General features: G+C 37.4%; 14 protein-coding genes. 1 reads left to right on the top strand and 13 read right to left on the bottom strand.

Features of this window, described 5'->3' with window-relative positions; translation table 11 throughout:
- Positions 1-2 precede the first annotated feature (2 nt).
- From OGI71_RS03395 to OGI71_RS03370, 6 genes are all read right to left on the bottom strand, one after another.
- Positions 3-824 carry an alpha/beta hydrolase gene (locus OGI71_RS03395; RefSeq protein ID WP_282253888.1) on the bottom strand — a complete coding sequence of 274 codons (822 nt, stop codon included), beginning with the start codon at positions 822-824 and terminating at the stop codon, positions 3-5.
- Positions 825-1,041: 217 nt separating this feature from the next.
- Positions 1,042-1,869, bottom strand: a complete 828-nt coding sequence (locus OGI71_RS03390; protein ID WP_282253887.1) for a helix-turn-helix domain-containing protein — start codon at positions 1,867-1,869, stop codon at positions 1,042-1,044.
- A gap of 88 nt (positions 1,870-1,957) precedes the next feature.
- Complete coding sequence (locus OGI71_RS03385; RefSeq protein ID WP_282253886.1) at positions 1,958-2,581, bottom strand: Crp/Fnr family transcriptional regulator; 624 nt, start codon at positions 2,579-2,581, stop codon at positions 1,958-1,960.
- 144 nt (positions 2,582-2,725) lie between these two features.
- The gene (locus OGI71_RS03380; RefSeq protein WP_282253885.1) at positions 2,726-3,115 is read right to left on the bottom strand and encodes a cupin domain-containing protein; all 390 of its coding nucleotides are present in this window, start codon (positions 3,113-3,115) and stop codon (positions 2,726-2,728) included.
- 367 nt (positions 3,116-3,482) lie between these two features.
- Positions 3,483-3,617 carry a hypothetical protein gene (locus OGI71_RS03375; protein ID WP_282253884.1) on the bottom strand — a complete coding sequence of 45 codons (135 nt, stop codon included), beginning with the start codon at positions 3,615-3,617 and terminating at the stop codon, positions 3,483-3,485.
- Between the two features lie 219 nt (positions 3,618-3,836).
- Positions 3,837-5,014, bottom strand: a protein-coding gene (locus OGI71_RS03370; protein ID WP_282251020.1) for an IS3 family transposase whose coding sequence is annotated in 2 segments (ribosomal slippage) — positions 3,837-4,744 and positions 4,744-5,014 — 1,179 coding nt in all. Because the reading frame shifts where the segments join, the coding sequence is not laid out codon by codon here.
- Between the two features lie 184 nt (positions 5,015-5,198).
- Here OGI71_RS03370 and OGI71_RS03365 point away from each other — a divergent pair.
- A complete protein-coding gene (locus OGI71_RS03365) occupies positions 5,199-5,486 on the top strand; it encodes a DinB family protein (RefSeq protein WP_282253883.1) in 288 nt (95 codons plus the stop codon).
- On the opposite strand, the gene OGI71_RS03360 is transcribed toward OGI71_RS03365, so the two are convergent.
- From OGI71_RS03360 to OGI71_RS03330, 7 genes are all read right to left on the bottom strand, one after another.
- Positions 5,487-6,664, bottom strand: a protein-coding gene (locus tag OGI71_RS03360) for an IS3 family transposase (protein ID WP_282251020.1) whose coding sequence is annotated in 2 segments (ribosomal slippage) — positions 5,487-6,394 and positions 6,394-6,664 — 1,179 coding nt in all. Because the reading frame shifts where the segments join, the coding sequence is not laid out codon by codon here.
- Positions 6,665-6,975: 311 nt separating this feature from the next.
- On the bottom strand, positions 6,976-7,374 hold the full coding sequence (locus OGI71_RS03355; protein WP_282253882.1) for a hypothetical protein: 399 nt from the start codon (positions 7,372-7,374) through the stop codon (positions 6,976-6,978).
- Positions 7,375-7,758: 384 nt separating this feature from the next.
- Positions 7,759-8,745 carry an alpha/beta hydrolase gene (locus OGI71_RS03350; RefSeq protein ID WP_282253880.1) on the bottom strand — a complete coding sequence of 329 codons (987 nt, stop codon included), beginning with the start codon at positions 8,743-8,745 and terminating at the stop codon, positions 7,759-7,761.
- A 56-nt stretch (positions 8,746-8,801) separates the two neighbouring features.
- Positions 8,802-9,488, bottom strand: coding sequence for a type 1 glutamine amidotransferase domain-containing protein (locus OGI71_RS03345; protein WP_282253879.1), 687 nt, complete (start codon positions 9,486-9,488; stop codon positions 8,802-8,804).
- A gap of 117 nt (positions 9,489-9,605) precedes the next feature.
- A complete protein-coding gene (locus OGI71_RS03340; protein WP_282253878.1) occupies positions 9,606-10,517 on the bottom strand; it encodes a helix-turn-helix transcriptional regulator in 912 nt (303 codons plus the stop codon).
- A gap of 57 nt (positions 10,518-10,574) precedes the next feature.
- Entirely contained in the window at positions 10,575-11,495 is a 921-nt protein-coding gene (locus OGI71_RS03335) for an NAD-dependent epimerase/dehydratase family protein (RefSeq protein ID WP_282253877.1), read from the bottom strand.
- Positions 11,496-11,586: 91 nt separating this feature from the next.
- The gene (locus tag OGI71_RS03330) at positions 11,587-12,948 is read right to left on the bottom strand and encodes an aldehyde dehydrogenase (RefSeq protein ID WP_282253876.1); all 1,362 of its coding nucleotides are present in this window, start codon (positions 12,946-12,948) and stop codon (positions 11,587-11,589) included.
- Positions 12,949-12,975 lie beyond the last annotated feature (27 nt).

The raw sequence follows: 12,975 nt of genomic DNA, 5'->3' as shown, positions 1-12,975 counted from the left end.
GCCTAGGCTTTGATAAATGCCAGAATATCTTCGTTGATTACATCGGCATTGATGGTCGGCATACCATGTGAAAAACCGGGATAAATAATAAGCTTGCCTTTTTTGAGAAGTTCTGCAGCTTTCACAGCGGTTGTGCGATAAGGGACGATTTGGTCATCATCACCATGTAGGACAAGCACAGGCATTTCCACATTTTTAAGATCTTCTGTAAAATCCGTTTCCGAAAATACCCGGACGCAGTCGTAATGCGCTTTTATACCGCCCATCATACCCTGTCTCCACCAATTGTCCTGTATCCCTTTTTTTACGATCGCCTGCGCTCTATTATAACCGTAGAAAGGGATCGTTAGATCCTGATAAAACTGCTGTCTGTTGTGCAATGTATTGTGACGGATATCATCAAATACGGCTAAAGGAACTCCTTCTGGATTATTTTCATCCGCAATCATATAAGGAGTAACCGCGCTTATCAAGACTACTTTTGAAACTCGGCCTTGACCATATTTTGCGGCATAGCGTATAGCTTCACCGCCGCCGGTCGAATGCCCAACGTGTATGGCATTTTTTAGATCGAGAAAAGCAACCAACTCAGCCACATCAGCAGCATAAGTATCCATGTCGTTGCCTTGGTAAGTTTGCGTCGATCTACCGTGACCTCTTCGGTCATGGGCAATTACCCGGTAGCCTTTTCCCAAAAAAAACATCATCTGTGCATCCCAGTCATCAGATGATAATGGCCATCCATGGTGGAAGAAAATAGGTTGTCCTGTTCCTAAGTCCTTGAAATAAATTTCTGTTCCGTCTTTTACTGTAAATTTGTTCATGTCTTTGTTATTTAATTGTTATTTTGATAAGACAAAGTTGGCGCAATTTCGGCCCCCATACAATGGATGGTTTTCTCCTTGCATTGCACTTTTTTCTCTTCTTGTTAGACAGCCGTTTTTTTTTTGCGCGCATCGCTTCCGAAGAGCCTTTACGGACAATCCCAAAACGAAAAAAGCACAATCTGGCGATTGTGCTTTTCGGTGCTTGAGTGCTATTTCATTTGAACTGTTTTCTAAACGTAATCGGTGAAATCCCCGTATTCTTTATAAAAAACCGGATAAAATAAGCATCGTCCTCATAGTTGAGGCTGTAGGCGATCTCTTTTACGGTCATTGTTGTATGGGCCAAAAGGCGTTTGCTTTCCAGAATGATCCGGTTTTTAATAATTTCATTTGGAGTTTCCCTACTGACCAATCCGATCTTTTTACTCAAATTTTTAGGGGTAATAAAGAGCAGATCTGCATAGTCTGCAACTGTATGCCGTGTTTTATAATGCTGTTCGACCAGCTTGCTGAATTTTCTTAAGAACTGTACGTCGGCCTGTTGATCTCCACTGGCGAGCTGATGCTGCTTTTTCCAGATGCGTGTTGATTTAAGGATAATCATCTTTAAGAGTATCCTTAACATCTCTTCCGTGCTCGAATCTTCCTGCTCCATTTCAACCTGAATATCCCGTATGATCTTTTGAATCTCAGCAGACTGCTCTTCGTTTAGATTAATAAAAGGGATTTCGAAGACGTTATTGTACAAAATACCGTCACAAGCCACTTCCTGATCATGAATTTCGACACAGTAAAAATCTTTGTTAAAGTGCATCAGTTGCCCACCGATGGTCTCGCAGGGCTTTAAGACTACATTGGGATTAATAAATAACAGCGAATCAGTTTTCATTTCAATTTCCTGAAAATCAACTTGAATAATCGCATTTTCAGGAATAAAAAGAATCTTGATATGTCCGTCTATTTCAGTTAACGTATGCTCTTGTAAAGACGATTTGCTAAATTCTAAGTTACCAAATTGTTTGAATGAAAATTCCCGGATCATTTTAAACGTTTATTTGACAAAGTTGATATAATTTTAAAAGGAGAGAAAGGTATCAGATCACAAAATTTTTGTGATTCAAATCACTAATTTACGGATGTTGTAATCTACTTAAAGTTTCTCGTGATATGCCAAGGTATGACGCAAGTAAGGTCTTCGGGATCCTTTGCAATAATCGAGGGCAGAGCTCAAAAAGTCGATTATAACGATCTTGTGGATTTCTATTTAGCAGAAGTAATATCCGTTGTTGAAGCGCAACGTATCCAAGATTTGACTTTTTTCTAAAAAAATTGGCCATTGTATGCGAATGGTTACAGAGGTTTTCTTTGTTTTGCTTGGAAATAACAAGTAGCTCCGAATCTTCTATGCAATCAATAACAATGGTTGCTGGGGTCTGAAAATGATATGCTCGATAATCCGAAATCCACCAATCTTCCATTGCGAATTGCAAAATTTGCATTTTTCCATGTTCATCAATATGGTACGCTTTTAACAAACCTTTAACCACCCAATAATCATTCTGAACCTCACTTTCTTCCTGTATCAAAAACTGATGTTTCCTAAGCTTTTTAACAGTAAACATTGATGAGACATAGGTAAATTCTTCATCGGTAAGAGCCGTTATTTGTTCAATATGTTTCCTTAAATTTTCCATTGTATGATGCATGCAAAGGACAAATTTATTTAAAATTTCAAGACATTCATTTTTATTCATGTTAAACCGGTAAAAATGGGTAATCTCAATTCAGGACAGTTAAAGATTACCTATTTTAAACCAATTATTACATAATAAATTTTTTCACCTCGCTTTAGAAAATCTTTTTTACCGAAGAAAGCAAAGTGAATACCGTTTATTGAATCATTTTTTGAACACAAGCAGGGGCTTGTCTTTCTTAACAATATAAGTTGCTAGTTCTGATGCATTACTTTTTCCAATATTCTTGGCCGAATGGTACTTTCCTGCTGGAATAAAAAGTACCTCACCAGCCTTCAGAATAACAGGTTTATCGCCTTCCAACTGGTATTCAAAAGTACCTTCAAGTACATAGATAACTTCTTCCCCCGGATGGGAATGCATTCCTACAGCTGTGCCTGGTTCTAAGTCTATCCGTGCTTGGATTGTTTCGTATCCTGCAACTTCCAGAGTGTGTTTTTGAAGGTCTGTGCGCTTGACGCCAGATTGCTGCGCATATGCTCCAGTCGATACCAATGTTGTCAATAATCCGAATGCTAAAATTAAATTTTTCATAATGTTTAATATTAAATTGTAATGCTTATTTATTTGATATTACAAAGGTGTTGTAATTATAGGTGCATTGCAATGGATGGGTTTCTCTTTGAACTGCACTTTTTCCCAAAAATTAAGAAAGACAGCAAATCAACGTTGGATAAAATTTCATTCGGCAGGATTGGCACGATGTAGTTGTTTATTTCAATATCTCCAGCTTTGTATAATAATAAAAAAACAGGCAGAAAAAGTATTTGATTATAATTTATTCATATTTATATTTTCTCAATTTGGGCTCAAGATTTACTTCAGCAAAATTCTTTTTGGATACTTTTACTGAAGTAAATCTTGATGTGGATGTAATCTATAAAGTTTAAAAAGAAATCAGTCAATTTTCACAATTGATTATTACCCGCAAAAGACTCTTTCCCTCATAAGTTCCGTTCTCTAATGCTGTAATTTCAGCAGCCGAAATGCATCGCATAGCCGCCATTGTCTCTTTAATTAAAAAGAGATTTGCCATATTCTTTTGTTTTTATGTGTATAGCAAAAATATGTTGGTGGCGATGGCTATCTGAGTAAAACTAGGTGAATGTAAGCGGTATCTGGGAGATACCGAAAAGTCCTTAAGGGCTCTTTTTCAGATTAGAAATCGTTCTAAAAAAAATAGAATTGTATCCTGGATAGTTGATACAGCTGCTTGGTAACGGTATGGAATTGCAACAATAAAATGGACACCTAGTTAAGCTGCAATATTTTGTTTATTTATTTTTCTAGTAAACTCCTCTGGTGATAAGTATCCTAAGGCAGAATGTTGCCTTTTTCGGTTGTACCAAGTCTCAATATATTCAAAGACAATAAGCGCAGCTTGCTTCCTGTGAGCGAATTTATGCTGATATATACATTCCGCTTTCAGTGTCTTGAAAAAACTTTCAGCGACAGCATTATCCCAGCAATTTCCCTTTCTACTCATGCTTCTTATGATGAGTGGATTTTTTTCCACCATAGAGCTGAACTCATGACAGGCATACTGTACGCCACGATCGGAATGGAATATTAGTTTCTGGGTGATTGGCCTTGCTTTTTGTGCCATTTTAAAAGCAGAAATCACCGTATCTACCGCATTCATAGTCTCACTTAAAGCCCATCCAATTACTTTTCGATCTCCCAGATCGATTACAGTTGTCAGATACAACCATCCCTGCTGCGTTTTGATGTAAGTGATGTCTGATACCCATACTGCACCAAGTGTTCCCGGTTTAAAATCACGGTCCAATATATTCTCCGGTACCGAAAACTTATGGGTGGAGTCTGTGGTCACCTTAAATTTTTTCTTGACAATACTTCTTAACCCGGCCTTTCTCATCAGTTTGGCTACCCTCACTCTGGATATTTTAATATTCTTTTTGTGTAGTTCTCTGGTAATACGCGGACTGCCGTAAGTATTTTTACTTCTTATAAATGCATCCTGGATTTCCATAGTAATCTGTTGGTTTTCAATACTTCTATTTGAAGGGATACCCTTTAAAAAGTTGTAGTAGCCCGCTCTGCTCACCTTGAACACCTGACACATCTTCTCGACTGAAAATATTTCCCTATTGTCCCTTATGAACCTGAATATTTGGTGTCGCTCTTGGAGAAGATGCTTACAGCCTTCTTTAATATATCCCGTTCCATCTGTGTCTCCCGAAGTTCTTTTCTTAATCGTGCTAACTCCTGTTCACTCTCACTCAAGATAACTTTTCCATTCCCAGAGAAACTACTTCCTTGTTTTACAGAATGTTCCTTTCGCCACCTATACAATAATGCTGGGCTAATATCCAGTTCCCTGGCCAGCGCGCTAAGGTCGCTACGCGTGTTGCTCAGTTCAACGCTCATCAGTTTGAACTCTTTGGTATAAACTTTTCTTTCTCTTGACATAAGTCTGTTAAGTTATTAAATTCTCTTAACTTAATGTCCAGTCAAATGTAGCAACTTCAGTACTTACCATCAGGATAGTTTGGATAAGTGGAGTTTTTAAATAAAATAAATATAATTGTTTAAGAGCCGTATCTTTAATAAAGAAAGCATTCTCCTTTCTTTATATTTGGTGTAAATCAATAATATGACTAATGAATTATTTGAATTTGAAATTTTAAAAGCTAGCAGAACTAGGCTATTACAATTAATAGAAACAGTTGATAACAAAATATTATTTAAAATTCCAGAAAACTTTAACAATAATATAGTTTGGCAAATTGGTCACTGCATCACATCTCAGCAGCGGCATATGTATATGCGTAGTGGATTACCAATGCATATATCACAGGAATTTATGGAAATGTTCAAAATTGGGACTTCCCCACATACTTGGAAAAGTATTTGGAATTGCAACAATAAAATGGACACCTAGTTAAGCTGCAATATTTTGTTTATTTATTTTTCTAGTAAACTCCTCTGGTGATAAGTATCCTAAGGCAGAATGTTGCCTTTTTCGGTTGTACCAAGTCTCAATATATTCAAAGACAATAAGCGCAGCTTGCTTCCTGTGAGCGAATTTATGCTGATATATACATTCCGCTTTCAGTGTCTTGAAAAAACTTTCAGCGACAGCATTATCCCAGCAATTTCCCTTTCTACTCATGCTTCTTATGATGAGTGGATTTTTTTCCACCATAGAGCTGAACTCATGACAGGCATACTGTACGCCACGATCGGAATGGAATATTAGTTTCTGGGTGATTGGCCTTGCTTTTTGTGCCATTTTAAAAGCAGAAATCACCGTATCTACCGCATTCATAGTCTCACTTAAAGCCCATCCAATTACTTTTCGATCTCCCAGATCGATTACAGTTGTCAGATACAACCATCCCTGCTGCGTTTTGATGTAAGTGATGTCTGATACCCATACTGCACCAAGTGTTCCCGGTTTAAAATCACGGTCCAATATATTCTCCGGTACCGAAAACTTATGGGTGGAGTCTGTGGTCACCTTAAATTTTTTCTTGACAATACTTCTTAACCCGGCCTTTCTCATCAGTTTGGCTACCCTCACTCTGGATATTTTAATATTCTTTTTGTGTAGTTCTCTGGTAATACGCGGACTGCCGTAAGTATTTTTACTTCTTATAAATGCATCCTGGATTTCCATAGTAATCTGTTGGTTTTCAATACTTCTATTTGAAGGGATACCCTTTAAAAAGTTGTAGTAGCCCGCTCTGCTCACCTTGAACACCTGACACATCTTCTCGACTGAAAATATTTCCCTATTGTCCCTTATGAACCTGAATATTTGGTGTCGCTCTTGGAGAAGATGCTTACAGCCTTCTTTAATATATCCCGTTCCATCTGTGTCTCCCGAAGTTCTTTTCTTAATCGTGCTAACTCCTGTTCACTCTCACTCAAGATAACTTTTCCATTCCCAGAGAAACTACTTCCTTGTTTTACAGAATGTTCCTTTCGCCACCTATACAATAATGCTGGGCTAATATCCAGTTCCCTGGCCAGCGCGCTAAGGTCGCTACGCGTGTTGCTCAGTTCAACGCTCATCAGTTTGAACTCTTTGGTATAAACTTTTCTTTCTCTTGACATAAGTCTGTTAAGTTATTAAATTCTCTTAACTTAATGTCCAGTCAAATGTAGCAACTTCAATTCCAGACATTGATGAAATAAAACATTTATTACTTTATACAGTAAATCAACTGGGTAAAGATCTAGAATCGGGTATATTTGTTAAATACCAACCCTTTAGCTTACCGATTGGCATCTTTATAAATAATCACATTCAAGCACTTCAAGCTGCTAACTTTCACGAAGCCGAGCACAGTGGAATAATATTAAACTACTTAAAACTTCTTATTAAATAAGATATATTTATGCAATATATCTTATTTAATAAGAAGTTATCTGAAAACAAAATATATTCGTACAAAAAGAGCAAACACCAAAAGTAAAGGTATCAACAAATAAAAATTTGGAGATTGGGCCTCAAAATCTGATTCATTTTTGTACGTTTTTATTTTTACCTTTTCTCCCAATTGATGGTTTTTATTTTTATAATTTCCTTCTGTAACAATAGCAAATTTTCCATTTGATTGTCTTATACCGTATTGAAATTCGTATTTGTAATATCCTTGGTGAATACTATCTATTCTTACAATTTCACCATTTGACGATGCTCCAAAATAATTAATTAAATATGATTTTTGGGTAAGAAAAAGGATAATTCCTACAAAAAAAACAATGGCAACCGATAAAACAGAAATCGCTGCACAACCATTGGAAGGGTGAGATTTTAACATATTTATTTTTAGAAGTAAAATAGTTTAAAGATAATATGGTTTTACTGAGTTTTGATAAACAACAACTTCTAAGAATCACTATCTTTTGGTATATCAAAACATAATATCATCAATATATCACTTAAACATAGACAAATTCAGTCATTTTCATTTCGTTTTTGATCATTACCATAAATGATAAGGGTATGAGCATACCATCAAGCCTCAAAGCAATCAATCGTAAACATCCCTAGGCTCGCCCTGGATTTATAGTAAAACAGGATTTAAGAATTTATAACGTCCTCATCTAAACGACCAGCTATAATCGCTTTTTTTCAATCGACCTATGTTTAATAATTTTCTAGCTCACCTCTTAAATAAATATAAAATTACCTTCTTTTAGGATTATCCTTTTCCAAACAAAGCTTTTTTAAGAGCTAGTGCTCCTTGCTCTGAAGAAAACTTCACTGCTTCAATATGATCTAATGGATTTAATAGACCATAATCATGAATAAATCCATTATAAGTCTCGATGGTTGTCGGAACTCCAGCTTCATCCAGCTTTCTTGCGTACGCTAAACCTTCGTCAAAAAGGATATCATTTTCAGCCAGCTGAACTAATGCAGGTGGAAGTCCTTGAAGTTTTTCCAATGGTGCATTGAACGGGGTTGCATAATATTGTTTGCGTTTTTCAGTATCAGGAAGATAATTGTCCCACATCCATTTCATTAGTGGGGCTGTCAGGAACCTTTCTTCTGCATATTTTTGCCACGAGTCACGCGTAAAATCGGCGTCAGTGACAGGCCATAGAAGCAACTGGAATTTTATTTCTGGTCCCCTTTTATCTTTTGCCATCAGGCAAAGGACTGCCGTCATATTTCCCCCCACGCTGTTTCCGGCAGCAGCCATATTTTTACCATCAACACCAATTTCAGCACCATTCTCTGCCACCCATTTAGTGGCTGAATATATCTGATTTATAGCTACCGGATATTGTGCTTCCGGAGAAGGGGTATAATCGGTAAAAACTGCTGCTGCACCACTGTGAACAACAAGATCTCTTACCAATCTTCTATGTGTTGGATAGTCACCCAATACCCATCCTCCCCCGTGAGTAAACATGAATACTGGAAGGTTTTCGGAAGAGGCATTAGCGGGTTTTACAATATGGATATTGACCGTAATTCCATCCTGTGTAATTTCCCTTTCATCTTCTATTATACCGCTATAATCCACTTCAACAGAATTTTGTGCATCAACCAAAACTTGTCTGGCTTGCTGGGGAGTCAATGTTTCCAATGGTTTTCCGCCACTATTATTCAAACCCTTCAGAAATTCGCGAATCCCCGAAAGGATCTGAGGATCGTTTTCAGCTTTAATGTTGTTTGCCATAATTGAAATTTTAATGATTACTATATGAGTAATAACCTTATTCAGGTCATCAAAGTTTATATTTTTTCAAGTTGCTCAACAACTACATTTGCCATTTCCTTTGAACTGAAAGGGTTTTGACCCGTTATCAAATGACCATCAATAACAACATTGGAGGTCATTGGTATAAAAGCCTTTTTGAGATCTGCTCCCCGTTCTTTAATGGCGGCTTCAAGGTTGAACGGAACTTCACGTTTTCTTCTGGCAATAGTTTCTTCAAACCAATCAAATCCGGTCATTGATTTTCCTTTGATCATATGCTCACCATTGCTAAGACTTACATTTAATAATCCACCAACCCCATGACAGATTGCGGCGACCAGTTTCCCATTTTCGTATTGTTGGCTGATGATTTTTTTAATATTTTCGTCATCTGGAAAATCATACATCGTAGCATGCCCGCCGGCAAGATATACACAATCAAAAGATTCATTAATTACTTCATAAAGGCTTTTTGAATGGTTCAGCTCCTCCATGAATAATGGATCTTCATAATAATTTTTCGAAATCTTGTCAAGAACCAATGGCTTCAGGCTTTCAGGATCAATGGGAACAAGACCTCCCTTTGGACTTGCTATCGTTATGTTCCAATTTCTATCCTTGGCTTTATGATAGATATGCGTCAGCTCACTGAGCCATAGTCCAGTTGGCAGACCACTTGCATACTTATCGACATTGGTAACAATTAATAAAAGCTTTTTCATGGATCACTTATTTGATTACAACAAAATTCGCACTATCGGACGATTTAACAGTAGCTTAATTACGGGAATTAGTAACCGAATCTCTGTATTTCAACTTTCATTTTTAAATCATCCTCATTAATTTAATGATGATCTGAATTCCAGTGGAGAAAATGATGTTCGGCTTTTAAAGAGGCGGTGAAATGATTGCGGATGTTCAAATCCAAGCTGATAGGCAATTTCAGAAACCGACGTTGAAGTAGTAGAGAGTAATTCTTTTGCTTTTTCGATCAACCGGTTCTGGATATGCTGTTGCGTGGTTTGCCCTGTCTGCGCTCTTAACATATCACTCAAATAATTTGCACTCAGGTGCAGTTGCTCAGCAATGAAGTGAACTGAGGGTATACCGTTAATGGTTAACTTATCATTTTTGAAATAATCATCCAATAATAGCTCCAACTTGGAAAGAAGGTCACTATTCACTTTCTTTCTAGTCAAAAACTGGCGGTTGTAATAACGGTCACAATATTTTAACAGAAGATCAAGGTTAGAGACAAGTAGATCTTGTGTAAAGGAATCCATGTTGATATCAATTTCCTGTTCAACATTCCTTATGATATCAAAAATGGTTTTCTCTTCCTTTTCAGAAAGATGCAAAGCTTCATAGGCTGTATAGGAAAAATAACCATATTCTTTAATGTCGGATGCCAATTTATATCCATGCAGGAAATCCGGATGTAATACCAAAACGAACCCTCTTACTTTATTAAGCAGTATATCATCAAACTGTAGGACCTGATGCGGGGCAATAAAAGACATAATACCTTTATCAAAATCATAATATTGCTGGCCATATCTACATTTTCCTCCGGCACAGTCTTTCTTTAAAGCAATGACATAAAAGTCGGTTGTAATAGCTCCTAGAATGGTTTCTGGTTCCAGTTTGACATCGTCAAAATTAAACACACTGATCAGCGGGTTAGCGGGTTCCTTTAACCCCAAAAATTGATGAAGTGTACTTATGGATGATACTTTTTCCGGAGTTTTCATATGCTGATTTTCAGATTTGTAATGACTAATTTACTTAATTATTTTGTCTACTGAAAGCTATTCATCTTTAATGATACTGATTCCCTGCTTATATGATGTGATCTGAAAATCCGGAAATTTCTTTCTGAATTTTGAATCATCAAATATGTTATCGTGCTCATACCTCGGAAGAAGCTCCAGTAATTCCTTTACGCTTTTGTTGAAAAGTGAGCCTATTTTAAACATCAATTTTGGAACAGCAGAGCATTTCAGATCTCTGCTGTAAATTCCGGAAGCCATTCGGATAAACTCTTTGTAGGTGGGATGGCTTTTATCTACCGGGAGATGCCAGGTCTGGCCGAACGCATCAGGAGTATTCCCGATCAAAGCAGTGGCTCGGCTCGCATCAGGAGTCCATATCAGGCTTCTTTTTTTGTTTATGCTCAATGGAACTTTCAGCTTTTTACCTTCTTTGATATTATTAAAAATCAAGGTATTGGTAATACTCTGCGTTTTGCCCGGGCCGTAAAATTCTGGGGCACGACAGATCACGGCTTCAAGTTCACCTGACTCCATTTCCTTCAACAGCATTTCGGCCATCTCTCTTCTGACTCTTCCTTTTCTTCCCACAGGTGCAAAAGCTGTTTTTTCTGTCAATACGCGATCATCCTGGGGATACATATACGTGTTGTCAAAGAATACGAGTTTTGTATGGTTAATCTTACAGGCGTCAATCACGTTACGAAGGATAAGCGGAAACTGTTTTTCCCAAAGGTCTGAACTGATCGGAAGGCCTAATGTAAAATAGGCAATTTCACTGCCTTTTACGGCCTCGATTGCTTTCTCACGAATCGATAGATCCGCAGAAAAGACTTCGTCTGTGTCATTCACTTTTTTCGCGTTCCTACTGACAATCCGTATCGATGAAGTAAAATTTCTTTTGAGTTCTCTTGCGAGCTCTTCGCCAATCTGACCGTTAGCCCCTAATATCGTTTGCATATCTTTTGCAGTTTTAAATTACGACACAAATTTCAGAAGATCTATAAAGACCTGAGTAGCTCAATTCAGGTAAGTTGTAACATAATCTCTGTTACATCACCTTCTTCAGCCAGTGCATTTTTTTATCTGTGTAAGGCGGATATTTCCAGTCTGGCTCTCCCCAGTTTGTTTTTTCGATCACTGATTTCTGATGGGAGAAGGTAAAAAAGCCGAACTCGCCATGATAATTTCCAATTCCAGAGTTCCCAACACCTCCGAACGGGAGATAGTCACTGGTAATGTGCATCAGTGAATCGTTGATACATCCGCCACCGAAAGAAACCAATTTCAAAAGCTTATCTTTTTCTTCTTCATTATTACTAAACAAATAAGCAGCCAATGGTTTTTCACCTTCGATTATTTTATTGAGAACTTCATCATAATTATTGTAAGTCATGACTGGTAAAACTGGCCCAAATATTTCCTCCTGCATTACCGGATCTTCCCAAGTTACATTATCCATGATAGTAGGTTCGATGTAAAGAGAATCTGCATTATACTTCCCTCCATATATCACTTTTGACTCATCTACAAGGCCAAGGACTCGGTCAAAATTCCGTTTATTGATGATGCTTGTATAATGCTCGGCACCATCAGAATAATTGGTTTCCAGAAGTTTCTCTGTCATCAATTGCAGGAGTTTGGGTTTTACGGATTCTTCCACCAACAGATAGTCTGGCGCAATACAGGTCTGCCCGCCATTCAGGAATTTTCCCCAGACCAGCCTTTTTGCCGCGACTTCAAGGTCTGCACTTTTAGTCACTATTGCGGGTGATTTTCCTCCAAGCTCCAATGTAACTGGAACCAGATTTTTTGCAGCAGCCTCGTATACGATCTTCCCAACTTTCGGACTCCCGGTAAAAAATATTTTATCAAATCGAAATTTCAATAGTTCTGTTGTTTCCGGAATGCCTCCCTGCACGACATAGAGATAGTTTGATGGAAAATTAATGTTAATAAGATCTGCTAACAGATGCATCGTATTTTCGGGAAGTTCACTGGGTTTGATGATACAGGTATTTCCAGCGGCAATGGCACTAACCATAGGGCTCAATGTCAATTGATAAGGGTAATTCCATGCGCCAATGATTAGTGTAACTCCCAGGGAATCGTAATGGATATAACTCTTTCCGGGTTGTAAACTCAAGGCAGTTTTGACTTTTTTAGGTTTACTCAGCTTCTCCAGATTTTTAAGGAAAAAATTTATTTCATTATACACCAGATTGAGTTCTGTAAGAAAAGTATCAAATTTTCCTTTGCGAAAATCTTTATAGATTGCTTCATAAAGCTGATCTTCATTTGCTTTCAAAAGATTTTTCAGCTTTACCAGCGTATCCTTACGAAAAGCTATATCTTTTGTTTGGTGCGAATTGAAAAACTCTTTTTGTGACTGAAATATTTTAGCAAAATCCATTATTTTAATCCTTTAATATTAAATCTG

Source organism: Sphingobacterium sp. ML3W (assembly GCF_029542085.1).
GTDB lineage: Bacteria > Bacteroidota > Bacteroidia > Sphingobacteriales > Sphingobacteriaceae > Sphingobacterium.
The sequence above is the reverse complement of the archived record's forward strand: the minus strand, read 5'-3'. Positions and strand labels throughout refer to the sequence as shown.

Bases quoted from the DNA above. Each gene is read 5' to 3' on its own strand.
- OGI71_RS03365 (WP_282253883.1), top strand. From the start codon at position 5,199: ATGACTAATGAATTATTTGAATTTGAAATTTTAAAAGCTAGCAGAACT.
- OGI71_RS03380 (WP_282253885.1), bottom strand. From the start codon at position 3,115: ATGAAAAATTTAATTTTAGCATTCGGATTATTGACAACATTGGTATCG.
- OGI71_RS03335 (WP_282253877.1), bottom strand. From the start codon at position 11,495: ATGCAAACGATATTAGGGGCTAACGGTCAGATTGGCGAAGAGCTCGCA.
- OGI71_RS03390 (WP_282253887.1), bottom strand. From the start codon at position 1,869: ATGATCCGGGAATTTTCATTCAAACAATTTGGTAACTTAGAATTTAGC.
- OGI71_RS03375 (WP_282253884.1), bottom strand. From the start codon at position 3,617: ATGGCAAATCTCTTTTTAATTAAAGAGACAATGGCGGCTATGCGATGC.
- OGI71_RS03350 (WP_282253880.1), bottom strand. From the start codon at position 8,745: ATGGCAAACAACATTAAAGCTGAAAACGATCCTCAGATCCTTTCGGGG.
- OGI71_RS03330 (WP_282253876.1), bottom strand. From the start codon at position 12,948: ATGGATTTTGCTAAAATATTTCAGTCACAAAAAGAGTTTTTCAATTCG.
- OGI71_RS03345 (WP_282253879.1), bottom strand. From the start codon at position 9,488: ATGAAAAAGCTTTTATTAATTGTTACCAATGTCGATAAGTATGCAAGT.
- OGI71_RS03385 (WP_282253886.1), bottom strand. From the start codon at position 2,581: ATGAATAAAAATGAATGTCTTGAAATTTTAAATAAATTTGTCCTTTGC.
- OGI71_RS03340 (WP_282253878.1), bottom strand. From the start codon at position 10,517: ATGAAAACTCCGGAAAAAGTATCATCCATAAGTACACTTCATCAATTT.
- OGI71_RS03355 (WP_282253882.1), bottom strand. From the start codon at position 7,374: ATGTTAAAATCTCACCCTTCCAATGGTTGTGCAGCGATTTCTGTTTTA.
- OGI71_RS03395 (WP_282253888.1), bottom strand. From the start codon at position 824: ATGAACAAATTTACAGTAAAAGACGGAACAGAAATTTATTTCAAGGAC.